This window comes from Cupriavidus sp. 05N40, assembly GCF_056397305.1.
On the sequence record NZ_JBFTND010000019.1, the window covers coordinates 14,227 to 31,898 of the forward strand.

The 17,672-nt window shown below is 69.4% G+C and carries 13 protein-coding genes; 11 read left to right on the top strand and 2 right to left on the bottom strand.

The features are described from left to right. Window positions 1-871: 871 nt before the first annotated feature. The 4 genes from AC1DO7_RS06930 (at window position 872) to AC1DO7_RS06945 (ending at window position 6,434) form a co-directional block, all read left to right on the top strand. On the top strand, window positions 872-3,790 hold the full coding sequence (locus tag AC1DO7_RS06930; protein ID WP_477115931.1) for a DEAD/DEAH box helicase: 2,919 nt from the start codon (window positions 872-874) through the stop codon (window positions 3,788-3,790). A gap of 183 nt (window positions 3,791-3,973) precedes the next feature. Continuing rightward, window positions 3,974-4,996, top strand: a complete 1,023-nt coding sequence (locus AC1DO7_RS06935; protein ID WP_441621491.1) for a Bug family tripartite tricarboxylate transporter substrate binding protein — start codon at window positions 3,974-3,976, stop codon at window positions 4,994-4,996. A 257-nt stretch (window positions 4,997-5,253) separates the two neighbouring features. Next, a complete protein-coding gene (locus AC1DO7_RS06940; RefSeq protein WP_441621493.1) occupies window positions 5,254-6,114 on the top strand; it encodes an AzlC family ABC transporter permease in 861 nt (286 codons plus the stop codon). Further along, a complete protein-coding gene (locus tag AC1DO7_RS06945; protein WP_441621495.1) occupies window positions 6,111-6,434 on the top strand; it encodes an AzlD domain-containing protein in 324 nt (107 codons plus the stop codon). The genes AC1DO7_RS06940 and AC1DO7_RS06945 overlap by 4 nt, the downstream gene beginning before the upstream one ends. 17 nt (window positions 6,435-6,451) lie before the next feature. Here the strand turns inward: AC1DO7_RS06945 and AC1DO7_RS06950 are convergent, their stop codons facing one another. After that, entirely contained in the window at window positions 6,452-7,576 is a 1,125-nt protein-coding gene (locus AC1DO7_RS06950; protein WP_477115926.1) for a helix-turn-helix transcriptional regulator, read from the bottom strand. A 352-nt stretch (window positions 7,577-7,928) separates the two neighbouring features. On the opposite strand from AC1DO7_RS06950, the gene AC1DO7_RS06955 reads away from it, so the two are divergent. The 7 genes from AC1DO7_RS06955 (at window position 7,929) to AC1DO7_RS06985 (ending at window position 15,947) form a co-directional block, all read left to right on the top strand. Continuing rightward, window positions 7,929-9,137, top strand: coding sequence for a phosphoglycerate kinase (locus AC1DO7_RS06955; RefSeq protein WP_441621499.1), 1,209 nt, complete (start codon window positions 7,929-7,931; stop codon window positions 9,135-9,137). A gap of 173 nt (window positions 9,138-9,310) precedes the next feature. Continuing rightward, the gene (gene pyk, locus AC1DO7_RS06960; RefSeq protein ID WP_441621501.1) at window positions 9,311-10,747 is read left to right on the top strand and encodes a pyruvate kinase; all 1,437 of its coding nucleotides are present in this window, start codon (window positions 9,311-9,313) and stop codon (window positions 10,745-10,747) included. A 107-nt stretch (window positions 10,748-10,854) separates the two neighbouring features. Next, window positions 10,855-11,919, top strand: coding sequence for a class II fructose-bisphosphate aldolase (gene fba / locus AC1DO7_RS06965; RefSeq protein WP_441621503.1), 1,065 nt, complete (start codon window positions 10,855-10,857; stop codon window positions 11,917-11,919). Between the two features lie 149 nt (window positions 11,920-12,068). Further along, entirely contained in the window at window positions 12,069-12,977 is a 909-nt protein-coding gene (locus AC1DO7_RS06970) for a phosphoribosylaminoimidazolesuccinocarboxamide synthase (protein ID WP_441621505.1), read from the top strand. Window positions 12,978-13,107: 130 nt separating this feature from the next. Next, on the top strand, window positions 13,108-13,605 hold the full coding sequence (purE, locus tag AC1DO7_RS06975) for a 5-(carboxyamino)imidazole ribonucleotide mutase (protein WP_441643544.1): 498 nt from the start codon (window positions 13,108-13,110) through the stop codon (window positions 13,603-13,605). 59 nt (window positions 13,606-13,664) lie between these two features. Continuing rightward, the gene (locus tag AC1DO7_RS06980) at window positions 13,665-14,909 is read left to right on the top strand and encodes a 5-(carboxyamino)imidazole ribonucleotide synthase (protein ID WP_441643545.1); all 1,245 of its coding nucleotides are present in this window, start codon (window positions 13,665-13,667) and stop codon (window positions 14,907-14,909) included. A 54-nt stretch (window positions 14,910-14,963) separates the two neighbouring features. Beyond that, window positions 14,964-15,947: an L-threonylcarbamoyladenylate synthase gene (locus AC1DO7_RS06985; protein WP_477115927.1), complete on the top strand. Its 984-nt coding sequence runs from the start codon at window positions 14,964-14,966 to the stop codon at window positions 15,945-15,947. 134 nt (window positions 15,948-16,081) lie between these two features. Here the strand turns inward: AC1DO7_RS06985 and dacB are convergent, their stop codons facing one another. Continuing rightward, a complete protein-coding gene (gene dacB / locus AC1DO7_RS06990; protein WP_441621513.1) occupies window positions 16,082-17,644 on the bottom strand; it encodes a D-alanyl-D-alanine carboxypeptidase/D-alanyl-D-alanine endopeptidase in 1,563 nt (520 codons plus the stop codon). Between the last annotated feature and the right edge of the window lie 28 nt (window positions 17,645-17,672).

Here is a 17,672-nt window from a genome sequence, read left to right on the forward strand (position 1 = left end):
CGGCGCGGCGCAGTCCGTGATCGAGCCGTTGCTGGCGCGGTTCGGCGACAGCGCCGGCCAGGCCGAAGCGCTGGTGGACGCCATGCTGGACGCCGGCGACGCGCAGTTGCTCGACCGCGTGGCGCCGGACTACCGCTGGCGCATCGTGTTGCATGCGCTGGCGTCCCTCCACCACGACTGGGACCCACGGATGCGGCCCTGCCTGGACTACGCGCTGTCCCGCGCACGCGCGGATGCGCCGGCGGTGCCGGCCCCTGTCCGCGGCGCGCTGGCCATGGGGCAACTCTACGCGGGCGATGTCACGGGGGCGCTGGCGCTGCTGCAGGCCGGCAACGCGGGCGGGGACGAGACGGCACGGCGCGCGCTTGCCCGCGTGCAGGAAGGCGACTGGCCCGCTGCCCAGGCCGGTTTCGAGGCTGCGCTCAAGCAGCTGCGGGCCGGATCCGGGGAACGCACGGGCCTGATGGATGCCACGCTGGCACCGTTCTACCCGCTGTCCCTGCTGGCGCAGCGCTCGCCCGCGCATCTCGAGCGGGCCCGCAAGTTCTGCCAGGCGGAATCGGGCGCGCGCGCGCCCACGGCGGCAGGGCGCTGGGGCTTGTGGGTGCACGCCCTGGACGCGCAGCGCGGCGACGCGCGGCTGGACGAAGCCGCCTTCGTCCTGCATCCGGACGTCCCGCCACTGGCGCAGTTCTGGCGCGTGCTGCTGCGCGCCTGGCTGGGCGATGGGGTGCCGGCCAGCGGGCGCCGCCAGCCCGAAGCCGCCCGCGCCGAGGCCATCGCAGGCCTGCGGGGCCGCCTGCAGGCCTGTGGCCTGCATTGGCTGGATGGGCAACTGGAGGGCGCGGTGGCACTGGCGGCCGGCGAACCCGTGCCTGAGCACTTCTTCGCCGGCCAGCGACGCGAAAGCTGGCGGCTGGCGCTCGACGCGCTGCAGGCGCTGGCCGGCGACACGCGCGCGCCCGACGGCGCCAGCGCCAGCCGGCTGCTGTGGGCGGTCACGCTGGACGCCGACGGCGCCGTCGGCGCGATCGAGCCGCTCGAGCAGCTGCGCGGGCCGCGCGGCTGGAACAAGCCGCGCCCGCTGCCGCTGGCCAAGCTGGCGGAAGACGACCGGCTCGAACCGTGGGACGCCCGCGTGGCGCGCGCGATCCGGCGCGACCAGTCCTACCGCCGCCGCCATGTGCTCGACCGCGCCGCCGCCATGCTGGCCCTGGTCGGCCATCCGGGCGTGGTGCTGGCGCAGGCCCCCGAGCAGACGCTGGAAGTGGTGGAAGGCGCCCCCACGCTGGAGGTGGTGCGCGAAGGCGCGCGCTACGTGCTGCGCATCTCTCCGCCGTTGCGCGAGGCGCCGGCCATGGACAGCTTCCTGCCCGCCGGCAGCCGCGCCGATGCCCAAGCGCTGCGCCAGGTCACCGTGCTGCGCGAAGGCTCGCAGCGCCTGCGCGTGATCCGCCTGACGCCGGCGCAGCAAGGCGCGGCGCAGCTGATCGCCGGCGGACTGGCAGTGCCGGCCGAGGCGCAAGGCCAGCTCGATGCCACGCTGCGCGCGCTGTCGGGCCATTTCCAGGTGCATTCCGACCATGGCGGCGGCACGCGCGAGCTCGAGACCGAGAGCCGCCTGCGCGCCGAACTGGCGCCGCTGGGCGAAGGCCTGGCGCTGCGCCTGGCGGTGACGCCGCTCGGGCCGCTCGGCCCGCGGCTGGCGCCGGGCAGCGGACGCGAACGTCTCATGGCCGCGGTCCAGGGCGAGACGCTCGCCACCCAGCGCGACCTGGCCGCGGAGCTTGCCAACGTGGCCGAGGTGTTCGATGCGCTGCCGTTCCTGGTGCCGCGCGCGCCGGAGAGCGGCGAGTACGACTGGGCCCTGGCCGATCCCGAGGAGGCGTTGTCCGTGGTGGAGGCGCTGCCCGGCCTGGCCGGCGTGCTGGCCCTGGAGTGGCCCCGGGGCAAGGAGCTGAAGGTGGCCAGCGCGGACATCGCCCGGCTGGCGGTGCATATCGAAACCGAAAGCGAATGGTTCAAGCTGGTCGGCGAGCTCAAGGTGGCCGAGGGGCTGGTGGCGCAGCTGGGCGAACTGCTGGCCTGGGCCGGCAGCCACGCCGGGCGCTTCATGCCGATGGGGCAGGGGGTCTACGTGGCGCTCACGCGCAGCCTGCACGCCCGGCTGCGCGACCTCGCCAGCGTGGCGCACGGCGCGCCCGACGGCATCCGCGTGCCGCTCATGGCCGCGCCCTGGCTGGATGATGTGCTGGCCGGCGCCGGGGTCGACCCCGACAGCCATTTCCGCGAGCGCGTGCGGCGCCTGCGCGGCGCGCGCGCCAGCCGGGCCGCGCTGCCCGCCAACCTGGCGGCCGAGCTGCGGCCCTACCAGGAAGACGGCTATCGCTGGGCCATGTCGCTGGCCGAGGCTGGCTTCGGCGCCTGCCTGGCCGACGACATGGGCCTGGGCAAGACCCTGCAGGCGCTGGCGGTGATGCTGGCGCGCGCGCCCGGCGGCGCGGCGCTGGTGATCGCCCCGACCTCCGTGTGCGGCAACTGGGCCGAGGAGGCGCGCCGCTTCGCGCCGACGCTGCGCGTGCATATCTATGCCGAAGGCGAGCGCGCGGCGCTGCTCGGGCAGGCGGGCGCCTTCGATGTGGTGATCGTGTCCTACACCCTGCTGCTGCAGGCGCGCGAAGCGTTCTGCGAGCGCGAGTGGCACACGATCGTCGCCGACGAGGCGCAGTCCTTCAAGAACGCCGCCACCAAGCGCTCGCAGGCGATCTTCGAGCTCAAGGCCGGGTTCCGCATGGCGCTGTCCGGCACGCCGGTCGAGAACCGGCTGGCCGAGCTGTGGTCGATCATGCGGTTCTGCAACCCGGGGCTGCTCGGCTCGCTGGTCCGCTTCAACGAACACTTCGCCGTGCCCATCGAGCGCAACGGCGTGCGCGAAGCCGCCCAGCGCCTGCGCCGCATGATCGCGCCCTTCGTGCTGCGCCGGACCAAGGCCCAGGTGCTCGACGAACTGCCGCCGCGCACCGAGCTGGTCCTGCGCGTCGAGCCCGACGCGGTGGAAGCCGCGCACTACGAAGCGCTGCGCCGCCAGGCGCTGGCCGCAGCCGAGGCCGCCGTGGCCGCGCCGGCACGCCGGACCAGGCAAGGCCAGCCCGCCCCCGAGGCTCGCATCCACGTGCTGGCGCAGCTCATGCGGCTGCGCCGCGCGGCCTGCGACGCGCGCCTGGTCACGCCCGAGCTGGATCCCGGGCAGGAGGGCGCCAAGCTGCGCGCCTTCGTGCAGCTGGCCGGCGAGCTGGCCGCCAACGGCCACAAGACGCTGGTGTTCAGCCAGTTCGTCGATTTCCTGCAGGTGCTGCGCCGCGGCCTGGACCAGGCCGGGCTGGCCTGGCAATACCTCGACGGCGCGACCCCCGCGGCGGAGCGCACCCGGCGCGTGGCCGCCTTCCAGGCCGGCGAGGGCGATGTCTTCCTGATCAGCCTGAAAGCCGGCGGCTTCGGCCTCAACCTGACCGCGGCCGACTACGTGATCATCGCCGACCCGTGGTGGAACCCGGCCGCCGAAGACCAGGCCATGGGCCGCGCCCACCGCATCGGCCAGCAGCGCCCGGTCACGGTGTACCGCCTGATCAGCGCCGGCACCATCGAGGAGCGCATCCTCGCGCTGCATCACGGCAAGCGCGCGCTGGCCGACGGCATCCTGGAGGCGGGGGAAGACGGCGGGGCAGGCCTGGCCGGGACCGCGGCGCCGCTGCCCGACATCGACGAGCTGGTGGGGCTGCTGCGCAGCTAGCTGCCCGCGGGCGGCGCGCCATGTCTGCTTATACCAACATGGCATACCGTCAAGCGAACTGGATCGTTGGTGATGCGGCGGATCATTGGTATCTTGCTGGCTTGGCCCGGGGCGGCAGACCCCGGCCGGCACGCCCCATTTGCCGTAGCTYCACATTCATTTCCACTTCCGACGGTGCCCCCCATGTTCCGCATTGCTTCCCGCCGCATTTCCTTCCGTACCCGCCCTTCGCGCCTGGCCGCCGGCCTTGGCGCGCTGGCGGCGATCTGCGCGCTCTCGGCGCCGGCCCGCGCCCAGGACCCGGCATGGCCGGCCCAGCCCATCACCATCCTGATGGGCTTCACCGCGGGCTCGGGCGTGGACATGGTGGGCCGGACGCTGCAGGAATCGCTGCAGAAGTCGCTCAAGACCACCATCATCTACGACTACCGGCCCGGCGCCGGCGGCAACGTGGCCTCCGAAGTGGTGGCCCACGCCAAGCCCGACGGCTACACCCTGCTGCTCGGCACCGCTGCCACGCACGGCATCAACCCGGCCTTGTACAAGAGCCTGCCGTTCGACGCCGAAGCCGATTTCACGCCGGTGGCGCCGCTGGTCGAAGTGTCCAACGTGCTGACCGTGAATCCCGCCGTGCTCGACGTGAAGTCGGTCAAGGAGTTCATCGAGAAGGTCAAGGCCAGCCCGGGCAAGTACAACTACGCCTCCACCGGCAATGGCACCGGCACCCACCTGGCCTTCGCCGAATTCAACGCGCGCGCCGGCCTGGACATGGTCCACGTGCCATACAAGGGCGGCCCCGACGCGCTGCAGGCCGTGCTCAAGGGCGAAGTCTGCTGCATCTTCAACCAGGTGCAGAGCGTGCTGCCGCAGTACCGTGCCGGCAAGGTGCGCTTGCTGGGTGTGACCACCAAGAGCCGCGTGGCGGTGATCCCCGAAGTGCCGACCATCGGCGAGAGCGGCCTGCCGGGCTTCAACAGCACGATCTGGTTCGGCTTCTTCGGGCCCAAGGGGCTGGATCCGAATATCAGCAAGAAGCTCAACGACGCGGTCAAGGTGGCGCTGGAAACGCCCGCCATCCGGCAGAAGCTGATCGAAGCGGGGAATTCGCCGCGCGTCGAGACGGTCGACCAGTTCCGCAACACGGTGAAGGCGGACCGGCAGAAGTGGGCGGGGGTAGTGAAGAGCGTGGGGGCTTCGATTGACTGATTGATCCGCTGATCCGCTGATCCGTTGATTGCTTGAGGTTGTGCTGGCGTTGGCGTTGGCGAGCGCTCTCGCGCTTTGAAGACGAGACCAGCCAAGACCGGGAGATCTGGTTCCCGGCACGCAAAATTCGAGTTAAGCGGATGCTTACGATGGCGCGGGCAGGGCCTATAATGGCCGCTTGCCCGCGCGCCGGGAGTGCCAGCATCTGTGCTGGCTTCGTTTTTCCCCGGTGCCGCCCCATCCCGATCCCTTGAGTCATGACTTTCCAGTCCCCCCAGGCCCTGCAGCGCGCCTGGCAGCGTTTTGATCCGGCCGAACGCTCGGGTTTTATCGAAGGTGCGCGCTATTTCGCGCCGTCGCTGCCGGCGGTGTTTTCCTGGGGGCTGGTGACCGGCGTGGCCATGAGCAAGTCGGTCATGAACGTGCCTGAGGCCATCGGCATGTCGCTGCTGGTCTACGCGGGTTCGGCGCAACTGGCCGTGCTGCCGCTGTTTGCGGCGGGTTTGCCGCTGTGGACGATCTGGCTCACCGCGGCCATCGTCAACCTGCGCTTCGTGATCTTCAGCGCGGGGCTGCAGCCGCATTTCAGCTACCTGCCGCTGTGGCGCCGCACCGTGCTGGGTTCGTTCAACGGCGACCTGCACTTCGTCTATTTCATGCAGCGCTATGCCACGCCGGACCGCGAGCCCGGCAAGGAAGGCTACTTCTGGGGCATGGCGCTGACCAATTTCGCCATGTGGCAGGTGTCGTCCATCATCGGCATCGTGCTGGCGAGCGCCTTTCCGGATAGCTGGGGCCTGGGGCTGGCCGGCACCATGGCGCTGATTCCGGTGATGGTGACCACCATCCGTTCGCGCTCGACATTGCTGGCGGTCGCGGTGGCGGCCACGCTGGCGCTGCTGTGCTTCGATCTGCCGTACCGGCTTGGCCTGGTGGCGGCGGTGGTGGGCGCGATCGCCGCGGGCATGGCCAGCGATGAGCTGGCGGCGCGCGCCACCCTGCGCGGTATCCGCCGCCGCAAGGCGGAGCATGCGATCGCGTCCGCGCAGTCGTCGGCGCAATCGTCGGCGCAGTCGTCCGCACAATCGTCGGCGCCATCGCGGGAGGACCGCGCATGAGCCATCTCGAGATCTGGATCGCACTGTTCGGCATGGCGGTGGTGACCATCGTCACGCGCGCCCTGTTCCTGATGGCGGGCGAGCACGTGAGCGTGCCCGACCGCATCCAGCGCGCGCTGCGCTATGCGCCGGCGGCCGCGCTGGCCGCGATCATCCTGCCGGACCTGATGACCTGGCAAGGGCACTTCTCGGCGGCGCCGACCAACTACAAGCTGGTGGCCGGCGCCGTGGCGCTGTTGTTCTACCTGCTGACGCGGCGCATGGTCGGCATGATCGTGGCGGGCATGGCGGTGTACACCGGGCTGCGCTTGTTCGCGTAGGCCTTGCCTGCGGCGCGTCAGGCCGGGGTGTCGCCTTCGCTGGCCGGGGCCAGCGCCGCGCCCAGCTGGGTCAGCAGCCGAGCCAGCCGCGCCTGCGTGCTGGTGCCGGTCTTCAGGAATATCGCCTTGAGCTGGYTGCGGGCGGTTTCATGCCGCACGCGCAGGCGCTCGCTGGCTTCGGGCAGTCCCATGCCGGTGGCCAGCAGGCTCGCCAGCCGGATCTCGGCCGGCGTCAGGGCGTAGATGTCGCGCAGCAGCAGCGGCAGGTGCTGCGCCGACGGTGCCTCTTCGTGGATCACCACCAGCGCGGCCGGCTTTTGCCACGGCAGCGCGAACAAGTGCGAAGGCGGCAGCGGCAGCACGACCACCTGCGCCGTGTTGCCGTCGGCGTGGCGCGCCTGCGCGGCCTGGGCCGGCAGCAGGCTGCCGGGCTCGCAGGCGGCGGCCACCATGTCGGCCAGCGCACGCGAGAGCTGCCAATCGCTGGTCTTGCCGGCGGGGTCCAGGCGCCGCACCCAGCGCTCGCCGATGCCGTTGCTCAGGAGCACGCGGCGCTCGGGCGAGAACGCAATCACGCCGAACGACATCTGCTCCAGGACCTGCGCCGACAACTGCGCCTGCACCGACAGCCCGATGGTGCGGTCGCGCAGGGCCATGGCGCTGCGTATATGGGGCAGGGCCCAGTCAAGCGCGCGCGTGTCGGCCTCGGTGAACACACCTTGCGAGAACGAGCGCTGCAGGGCGAAATACACTTCGTAGTGCGGTTGCCGCTCGACCAGGCAGGCAGCGTACGAGCACAGGTCGAACCGGTGGAAGAAATCGCGGTAGAACGGGCTGCGCCGCATCGAGCCTTCGCCGAAATCGCGCGCGTCGATATACCACTGGCCGGGCGACAGCTTGTGCGCGAACAGCTTGCCTGGATCGATCTCGTGGAACTCGTTCTCGTAGGCGGCGAACAGTTCCTGTACCGGGCGCACCATCTCGTTGACCGTCATCAGGTCACGATCGGTGTCGCGCACGATCATCGAAGCGTGCGCGCTGCCGGCCATGCTGCTCAGCGTGTGCAGGCTGCGCTGCCAGGCCTGCGCGTCAAGAATCCCCTCGTACAAGCCACGGATCGCCCGGTGCATGTCCTCATTCATGATTACCCCTCGCTTCGCGACAACGGCGTATGCCGTGTGGCGCCGGCGCCCTTTCCCGAAAGTGCATCCCGGCACAGTGCCGTGGGTCCCGTCTGAATGCAGGCCTCTGGCTATGTTCGTGCAAGCATAACTTCTCTGCCCATTGCACGCTTTTGCGCAGAGTACGAGACAGGCGCGGATTGTTTCACCCCACTTAGCGGGGGTGCGTTGCAAGGAAGCGGCAGCTTTGGGGCCAAATGTGCCGGATGACTAACCCGGAGCATGGCGCGCAAGGTGGGCAAACGCGCAAATCGGCTGTTGCGATCAGGTAAAATGCCGAATTTCCCCGATTTCTGCTCTCTTCCTCTTCGCCATGACCTCTGTGCTGCGTCTCTCCGACCTCATCTCCGAAGGCAAAATTGCCGGCAAGCGTGTCTTTATCCGCGCCGACCTGAACGTGCCGCAGGACGACGCAGGCAATATCACCGAAGACACCCGCATCCGCGCCTCGGTGCCGGCCATCGAGGCCTGCCTCGCGGCGGGCGCCGCCGTGATGGTGACCTCGCACCTGGGCCGCCCGACCGAGGGCGAGTTCAAGCCCGAGGATTCGCTGGCGCCGGTGGCCGTGCGCTTGTCCGAGCTGCTCGGCAAGCCGGTCAGGCTGGTGCAGAACTGGGTCGACGGCACCGGCGAGGTGAGCCAGGTCAAGCCCGGCGAAGTGGTGCTGCTGGAAAACTGCCGCGTCAACAAGGGCGAGAAGAAGAACAGCGACGAGCTGGCGCAGAAGATGGCCAAGCTGTGCGATGTCTATGTGAACGACGCCTTCGGCACCGCGCACCGCGCCGAAGCCACCACCCACGGCATCGCCAAGTACGCGCCCATCGCCTGCGCCGGCCCGCTGCTGGCCGCCGAGATCGACGCGCTGGGCAAGGCGCTGGGCCAGCCGGCGCGTCCGCTGGTGGCCATCGTCGCCGGTTCCAAGGTGTCCACCAAGCTGACCATCCTCAAGACGCTGGCGGCCAAGGTCGACAACCTGGTCGTCGGCGGGGGCATCGCCAATACCTTCATGCTGGCGGCCGGGCTCAAGATCGGCAAGTCGCTGGCCGAGGCCGACCTGGTCGGCGACGCGCGCGCCATCATCGACATCATGGCTGCCCGCGGCGCCTCGGTGCCCATCCCCGTGGACGTGGTCTGCGCGAAGGAATTCAGCGCGACCGCCGCTGCCACCGTCAAGGATGCGAATGACGTGGCCGACGACGACATGATCCTCGACATCGGCCCCAAGACCGCGCAGATGCTGGCCGACCAGCTCAAGGCCGCCGGCACCATCGTGTGGAATGGCCCGGTCGGCGTGTTCGAGTTCGACCAGTTCAGCAATGGCACGCAGGTGCTGGCGCAAGCCATCGCCGAGTCCAAGGCGTTTTCCATCGCCGGCGGCGGCGACACGCTGGCTGCCATCGCCAAGTACGGCATCGCCGACCGCGTGGGCTATATCTCTACCGGCGGCGGCGCRTTCCTGGAATTCCTCGAAGGCAAGAAGCTGCCCGCCTTCGAAGTGCTGGAACAGCGCGCAGCGGGCTGAGATGCAGGCTTCGCGCGGCATGGCCGGCGGCGCATGCTGTCCGGGATGAGCGGTCCGCCGCGGGCCGTCGCGGCGCAAGGCACCGGCCTGGCGCCGGCGCTACCGGGCTCGCAGGATGCAGGCCGCGCCGGCTTCGCCGGACGGCGGCGCACAACCACAAGGAAAACGTGTTCATGACCCGCTCGACAAAGATCGTCGCCACCATCGGTCCCGCCTCCAGCACGCTGGAGGTCCTCACGCGCATGATCTCGGCCGGGGTCGATGTAGTRCGCCTGAACTTCTCCCACGGCAAGGCCGAGGACCATATCGAGCGCGCGCAGCTGGTGCGCCAGGCGGCCCAGGCCTGCGGCCGCGAGGTGGCCATCATGGCGGACCTGCAAGGCCCCAAGATCCGCGTGGGCAAGTTCGAGCACGGCAAGGTCACGCTCAAGCCCGGCGACCCCTTCATCCTCGACGCGACCTGCTCGCTGGGCAACCAAGAGCGCGCCGGCCTCGACTACGAAGACCTGCCGCGCGACGTGGGCCCGGGCGACCTGCTGCTGCTCAACGACGGACTGATCGTGCTGGTGGTGGTCCGCGTGTTCGGCCACGAGATCTTCACCACGGTGAAGATCGGCGGCGAGCTGTCCAACAACAAGGGCATCAACCGCCAGGGCGGCGGGCTGTCGGCGCCGGCGCTGACCGCCAAGGACATGGAGGACATCAAGACCGCCATGGCGCTGGGCGCGGACTATGTCGCGGTGAGCTTCCCGAAGAACGCCACCGACATGGAAATGGCGCGCCAGCTGGCCGCCGTGGCCGGCCAGCCGCACCAGCACAAGACCCGCATGATCGCCAAGATCGAGCGCGCAGAGGCGATCCGCCCGGGCGTGCTGGAAGAGATCCTGCAGGCCTCCGACGGCATCATGGTGGCGCGCGGCGACCTGGCCGTGGAAGTGGGCAATGCCGCCGTGCCGGCGCTGCAGAAGCGCATGATCCGGCTGGCGCGCGAAGCCAACAAGCTGACCATCACCGCCACCCAGATGATGGAGAGCATGATCGTCAACCCGGTGCCGACGCGCGCCGAGGTGTCCGACGTGGCCAACGCCGTGCTGGACGGCACCGACGCCGTGATGCTGTCGGCCGAGACCGCCGCCGGTCGCTATCCCGTGGAAACCGTCGAAGCCATGGCCGCGGTGTGCGTGGAGGCCGAGAAATCCGAGGTGGTCCAGCTCGACACCGATTTCCTGAACCAGACCTTCGCCCGCATCGACCAGTCGATCGCCATGGGCGCGTTGTTCACGGCCTATCATTTGCAGGTGAAGGCCATCGCCGCGCTGACCGATTCCGGCGCCACCGCGCTCTGGATGAGCCGGCACCGCATTCACGTGCCGATCTACGCCATGACGCCCAACCTGGCGTCGCAGCGCAAGATGCAGCTCTACCGCAACGTCGTGGCGCTGCCGCTGGAAGCCAGCACCGACCGCGACACCGCGCTGGAGCAGGCCGAGGAACTGCTGCTGGCGCGCGGCGTGGTGCAGCGCGGTGACTTCATCGTGCTCACCATCGGCGAGCCGATGGGGCAGCCCGGTGGCACCAATACGCTGAAGATCGTCAGGGTTGGCGCCTGATGCCGGGATGTGTGCCTTGCCGTCCAGAGCTGCAGGCGCGTGCCAGCGACAATTCGAAAGACATAAAGAAATACCGAGACACCCCATTCTTTCTTTAGGAGTTTGACATGCCACTCGTATCGATGCGCCAGCTGCTCGACCACGCCGCCGAAAACGGCTACGGTCTGCCTGCCTTCAACGTCAACAACCTGGAACAGGTTCAGGCCATCATGCAGGCCGCCGACGAAGTCAACGCGCCGGTGATCATGCAGGCCTCGGCGGGCGCGCGCAAGTATGCGGGCGAGCACTTCCTGCGCCACCTGATCGAAGCCGCAGTGGAAGCCTACCCGCATATCCCGGTGGTGATGCACCAGGACCACGGCCAGTCGCCGGCGATCTGCCAGGCCGCCATCGACCTGGGCTTCTCCTCGGTGATGATGGACGGCTCGCTGCGCGAAGACGGCAAGACCCCGTCGGACTATGAGTACAACATCGACGTGACCCGCAAGGTGGTGCAGCTCTCGCACGCCATCGGCGTCACCGTGGAAGGCGAACTCGGCTGCCTGGGCTCGCTCGAGACCGGCGAAGCCGGCGAGGAAGACGGCATCGGCGCCGAAGGCAAGCTGGACCACTCCATGCTGCTGACCGACCCCGAGCAGGCCGCCGACTTCGTCAAGGCCACCCAGCTCGACGCGCTGGCCATCGCCATCGGCACCTCGCACGGCGCCTACAAGTTCACCCGCAAGCCCACCGGCGACATCCTGGCGATCGGCCGCATCAAGGAAATCCACGCCCGCATCCCCAACACCCACCTGGTGATGCACGGCTCGTCCTCGGTGCCGCAGGAACTGCTCGAGGAAATCCGCCAGTTCGGCGGCGACATGAAGGAAACCTACGGCGTGCCCGTCGAGGAAATCCAGGAAGCCATCAAGTTCGGCGTGCGCAAGATCAATATCGACACCGATATCCGCCTGGCCATGACCGGCGCGATCCGCCGCTTCTTCGCCGAGAACCCGGGCAAGTTCGACCCGCGCGAATACCTCAAGCCGGCCCGCGAAGCCGCCAAGCTGGTCTGCAAGGCGCGCTACATCGCCTTCGGCTGCGAAGGCCAGGCTTCGAAGATCAAGCCGGTCGCGCTCGAAGCGATCGCCCAGCAGTACAAGTCGGGCGCGCTGGCGCAGGTCGTGCAGTGACCTTGCAGTAAATCGCAGTCCGTGCCGCCGGCCCGCCGGCGSCACCACCGTATGCCCCTGAGTCCCTGCCCAGGCCCCCGTAGCGGGGGCCGGCGGGGACGACGCTTTTCCAGGCCGTGCGCCTAGCTCCGCGTTTTTTCGGAACCACCATGTCCAACGCCCTTTACCAGTCCTCCATCACCTCGCTGCCGCTGCTCGGCCACGGCAAGGTCCGCGACAACTACGCCGTCGGCGAAGACAAGTTGCTGATCGTCACCTCCGACCGCCTGTCGGCCTTCGACGTCATCCTGGGCGAGCCGATTCCCGGCAAGGGCCGCGTGCTCAACCAGATGGCCAATTTCTGGTTCAAGAAGCTGGCCCATATCGTGCCGAACCACGAGACCGACGTCAGCGCAGAAAGCGTGGTGAGCCCGGCCGAAGTCGAACAGGTGAAGGGCCGCGCCGTGGTGGTCAAGCGTCTCAAGCCGATCCTGGTGGAGGCCGTGGTGCGCGGCTACCTGGCCGGCAGCGGCTGGAAGGACTACCAGGCCACCGGCAGCGTGTGCGGCATCAAGCTGCCCGCCGGCCTGCAGAACGCGCAGAAGCTGCCCGAGCCGATCTTCACCCCGGCCGCCAAGGCCGAGATGGGCGAGCACGACGAGAACATCTCCTTCGGCGAAGTCGAGACCCGCATCGGCGTGGACCTGGCGCGCCGGATGCGCGAGATCTCCATCCGCCTGTACAAGGAAGCGGCCGAGTACGCTGCCACGCGCGGCATCATCATCGCCGACACCAAGTTCGAGTTCGGCCTGGACGAAGACGGCACGCTGACGCTGATGGACGAAGTGCTGACGGCCGATTCCTCGCGCTTCTGGCCGGCGGATTCGTACCAGGTCGGCACCAACCCGCCGTCGTTCGACAAGCAGTTCGTGCGCGACTGGCTCGAGTCCGTGCGCATCGACGGCAAGCCCTGGCCCAAGACCGCCCCGGCGCCCAAGCTGCCCGACGACGTGATCGAGAAGACCGCCGCCAAGTACCGCGAGGCGCTGACGCGCCTAACCGGCGAGGAACTGCAGTAATGACCCGCGCGGGTCCCGCCTGCGTGGGCCGGACTTGCAAGATGTTGGCTCCGCCCGCCCCCGTAGCGGGAGAGCGGAGGCCACCGCCGCGGGGCGCAAGCCGGCGGCGGGGATTCATAAGGATTTGAACGTGAGCAATACAGTCAAGCCGCTGGTCGGCGTCGTGATGGGCAGCAGTTCCGACTGGGACGTGATGCAGAACGCRGTGGCCATGCTSAAGGATTTCGGCGTGGCCTTCGAGGCGCGCGTGGTGTCCGCCCACCGCATGGCCGACGAGATGTTCGAGTACGCCGCCACCGCGCGCGCGCGCGGCCTGCGTGCCATCATCGCCGGCGCCGGTGGCGCCGCGCACCTGCCAGGCATGATCGCCGCCAAGACCATCGTGCCGGTGTTCGGCGTGCCGGTGCCCTCCAAGTACCTGCGCGGCGAGGATTCGCTGCTGTCGATCGTGCAGATGCCCAAGGGCGTGCCGGTCGCCACCTTCGCCATCGGCGAGGCCGGTGCCGCCAATGCCGCGCTGCACGCCATCGCCACGCTGGCCACCACCGACGACGCGCTGGCCGCCGCGCTCGAAGCGTTCCGCGCGAAGCAGACCGAAGCCGCGCGCGCCATGACGCTGCCGGTGTAAGCGCCGCACGTCCACGCTGCCCGAGCCAGCCCAGCCCCGTTTTACCGCAAAAGAGCGCCATGCCTACCGACATCCATCCCTACCTGGTCGAAGCCCACACGCCCGAGTCGCGTGCCGAGTTCGGCCTCGACAATCCCGGTGCGCCGGTACTGCCCGGCGCCTGGCTCGGCGTGCTCGGCGGCGGCCAGCTCGGCCGCATGTTCGCGCAGGCCGCGCAGTCCATGGGCTACAAGGTCTGCGTGCTCGACCCGGACCAGGACAGCCCGGCCGGCACCATCGCCGAGAAGCACATCTGCGCGCCTTATACCGACGAGGCGGCGCTGGCCGAGATGGCTCGCCTGTGCCCGGCGGTGACCACCGAGTTCGAGAACGTGCCCTCGCTCTCGCTGGACCGGCTCGAGCAGCTCGGTGCCTTCGTCGCGCCGCGCGGCTACTGCGTGTCGATCGCGCAGAACCGCATCGGCGAGAAGAAGTTCTTCGCGTTGTGCGCCGAGCGCACCGGCGTGCCCACCGCGCCGCACTGGGTGATCCAGCACGATGCCGACGTCGACCAGCTGCCCGAGGAACTGCTGCCCGGCATCCTCAAGACCGCGCGCATGGGCTACGACGGCAAGGGCCAGGCCCGCGTGAAGACCCGCGAAGACGTGCGTGCCGCGTGGCGCGCCATGCAGCACGTGCCCTGCGTGCTGGAGAAGATGCTGCCGCTGGCCTACGAAGTCTCCGTGCTGGCCGCGCGCGCCGCCGACGGCAGCACCGCTACCTGGCCGCTGGCCGAGAACGTGCACCGCGACGGCATCCTGTTCGCCACCACCATGCCGTCGACCAGCGTCTCCGACGAGATCGCCGATCGCGCGCGTGCCGCTGCCGCCACCATCGCCACCGAGATGGGCTATGTGGGCGTGCTGTGCATCGAGTTCTTCGTGCTGACGGACGGCTCGCTGGTCGCCAACGAAATGGCGCCGCGCCCGCACAACTCCGGCCACATCACCATGGATGCGTGCGAGACCAGCCAGTTCGAGCAGCAGGTGCGCGCCATGGCACGCCTGCCGCTGGGCAGCACGCGCCAGCACTCCGCCGGCAAGATGCTCAACCTGCTCGGCGACGCCTGGTTCGAGTTCGGCCTGGAGCGTACGCCGGCCTGGGACGAAGTGCTGGGCCAGGCAGGCGCCAAGCTCCACCTCTACGGCAAGAACGACGCCCGCCCCTCGCGCAAGATGGGCCACGTCAACTGCGTGGGCGGCGAGGCTGCCGATGCCGCGCGCGCCTTCGACACCGCCTTGAAGGCGCTCCATATCGAGCCCTGACCGGCCCCCGGCGCGCCCGCCGTCGCGCCTCACCCCCGCCCCAGAGATCCATCGATGTCGCGCATGCCTACCCCCGCCGAACTTGACCAGGCGGTCCAACTGCTGGAAGCCGGCCAGCTGGTCGCCTTTCCCACCGAGACCGTCTACGGCCTCGGCGCCGACGCGGAGAACCCCGAGGCCATCGCCCGCATCTTCGCCGCCAAGGGGCGCCCGTCCAACCATCCCATCATCGTGCACGTGGTGGACGGCGGCGACATCAGCTACTGGGTGGACGACGTGCCGCCGGCCGCGCAGGACCTGATCGACGCGTTCTGGCCCGGCCCGCTCACGCTGATCCTCAAGCGTGCCGCCCATATCCCCGCGGCGGTGGCGGGCGGCCAGGACAGCATCGGCCTGCGCTGCCCCTCGCATCCGGTCGCGCAGGCGCTGCTGTCGCGCTTCAAGCGCGGCCGCGGCGGCATCGCCGCACCGTCGGCCAACAAGTTCGGCCAGGTCAGCCCGACCACGGCCCAGCACGTGCGCGACGAATTCGGCGACAGCGTCTTCGTGCTCGAAGGCGACGGCGTGGAAGTCGGCATCGAATCCACCATCGTCGACCTGTCGCGGCTGGAGCAGGGCATCGGACCGGTATTGCTGCGCCCCGGCGCGATCACGCCGGCGATGATGGCAGGCGTCCTGGGTGCGACGCCCTTGCCGCCGGACGCCGCCGCGCCGCGCGCCTCGGGGACGCTGAAAGCGCATTACGCACCGCATACGCCGCTGGTGTTGTCGTCGATGGSGGACCTGCCCGCGCAACTGGCGAACCTGCCTGCCGGTGCGAAAGTGGCCTGGGTGGGGCGCGAGGCTGCCACCGATCCGCGCTGTACCTGGGTGCCGGCGCCCGCGGATGCCGAGGCCTTTGCGCGCGAGCTGTACCGCCTGTTGCGCAGGCTGGATCGGGAGGGGTACGGACTGCTGGCGGTTGAGGCCCTGCCGGCCGGGCACGAGTGGGATGGGGTGAGGGACCGGTTGCAGCGGGCCGCCGCGGCGTTCAACTGATCCCGGGCACTTGAGCTGACTTTCCGCCCGGCGCCGCAAGCCTCACCGTCACCGCCTGGCTTGAAAGCCAGGACAGCTTCAAAGGCAGCGATGCCTTGAAGCTGTCTTTGACTTCAGCCCGGAAGCGCGAAACCTCAGGGCGCTCCCTGATAGACCCACTGCAACAACGCATCGTGCGCCTGCTGCCCGGCAGAAGCATTCGCATGATTGATATAGCTCACCACCACATACCGGTCGCCATTCAAGGCATCCACATACCCCGCCAGCGCACGCACGTCCGCCAGCGTGCCGGTCTTCATGTAGGCATTGCCGGCAGCGCCCGCGCGGGTGAGGCGGTTGCGCAGGGTGCCGTCCACGCCCAGGATCGGCAGTGAATCGATCAGCACCGGCCCCACATCGCTGGCCAGCGCCTGCTGCAACAGCCGCGACATATCGTAGGCGCTGATGCGCTCTTCGCGCGACAGGCCCGAGCCGTTGTCCAGCACCAGGCCTGGCATGTCCAGGCCCTGCCGGCCCAGCCAGCGCTGCACTACCTTGGCCGAGCGCGCGGTGCTGGCGGGACCGCTGCGGTCGATCTCGGCGCCGATGGTCAGGTACAGCTGGCGCGCCATCACGTTGTTCGAATACTTGTTGATGTCGCGCACGATCTCCGACAGCGGCTGGCCGTAGTGGCGCGCCAGCAGGAAGGACCCGCGCGGCGCGCGGCCCATGCGTAGGGCGGGCTGGTGGGTGAAGCGGCCGCCCGCGAGCTGCCATTCGGCGACAAAGCCGCCCCAGGCGAACTCGTTGTGCGAGAGCGTGGCGATATTGACCACGTGCTCGCCGCAGTCGGCTGCATAGCTGCCGTCGAAGGAGGCCAGCACGGTACCGTCCGGCTGCGGCGTGACCATCGGGTTGGCGTGCGCGCGCCAGTCGCCGCATTTGCCGTGCGACAGCGCGAGGCGGTTGTCGAGCTTGAGCTGGGCCAGCGCCGGCGTGACCGAAACCGCCACGGTCTGGCTGGCGGCATCGGGGGTGAGGGTGAAGGACAGCGTCTTGAACGCATACAGCAGCGCATCGGGGCTGACGTTGTAGGCGCGCTGGGTTTCGCCGTCGATGGTGTTGCCGTTGTCGATGGCCGCGTCGAAGAAGCTGCGGTCCAGCACCAGGTCGCCGTTGATGGTGGTGGCGCCCGCGGTGCGCGCCGAGGCGACCAGCTTGGCCATCTCCTCGGGCACCAGCTTGGGATCGCCCTGGCCGCGCAGGTAGACGTTGCCGTTGACGGTGCCGTCGGCGCCGGGCTGGCTGTCGGCGTAGAGCGAAGTCTGCCAGCGGTAGGCGGGCCCCAGCAACTGCAGCCCGGCGAAGGTGGTGACCAGCTTCATGGTCGACGCGGGGTTCATCGGCGCCTGCGCGTTCCAGCTCGCGCGCGGTGCCTGCGCCCCGACCTTGATCACATAGAAGCTGGTGGATGCCGCGGGGATATGGGCGCGCTTGAGCGCGGCCATCACGCCGGCCGGCAGGCCCGAGCGCGCGGCGGCGGGCTCGGCGGCTTCACTGCCGGCGTGCCTGGTGGTTGCGGCGGCAGCGTGGGCGGCCTTGGCCTTGGCGGTCTTTGCCGTGGCGGCCGGCAGGCCGTTGACGAATAGCAGCGCCGCGGCGCAAAGCGGCAGCAGGCGGCGAAGAAGTGGGGAGGGGCGTTTCTGCATGGTGCCCATGTTAACGCATGGACATGGCGCCGCGGAT

Excerpts from the sequence above, each read along its gene's own strand:
- AC1DO7_RS06935 (WP_441621491.1), top strand. The coding sequence starts at position 3,974 with ATGTTCCGCATTGCTTCCCGCCGCATTTCCTTCCGTACCCGCCCTTCG.
- AC1DO7_RS06940 (WP_441621493.1), top strand. The coding sequence starts at position 5,254 with ATGACTTTCCAGTCCCCCCAGGCCCTGCAGCGCGCCTGGCAGCGTTTT.
- AC1DO7_RS06945 (WP_441621495.1), top strand. The coding sequence starts at position 6,111 with ATGAGCCATCTCGAGATCTGGATCGCACTGTTCGGCATGGCGGTGGTG.
- fba (WP_441621503.1), top strand. The coding sequence starts at position 10,855 with ATGCCACTCGTATCGATGCGCCAGCTGCTCGACCACGCCGCCGAAAAC.
- AC1DO7_RS06970 (WP_441621505.1), top strand. The coding sequence starts at position 12,069 with ATGTCCAACGCCCTTTACCAGTCCTCCATCACCTCGCTGCCGCTGCTC.
- AC1DO7_RS06980 (WP_441643545.1), top strand. The coding sequence starts at position 13,665 with ATGCCTACCGACATCCATCCCTACCTGGTCGAAGCCCACACGCCCGAG.
- dacB (WP_441621513.1), bottom strand. The coding sequence starts at position 17,644 with ATGGGCACCATGCAGAAACGCCCCTCCCCACTTCTTCGCCGCCTGCTG.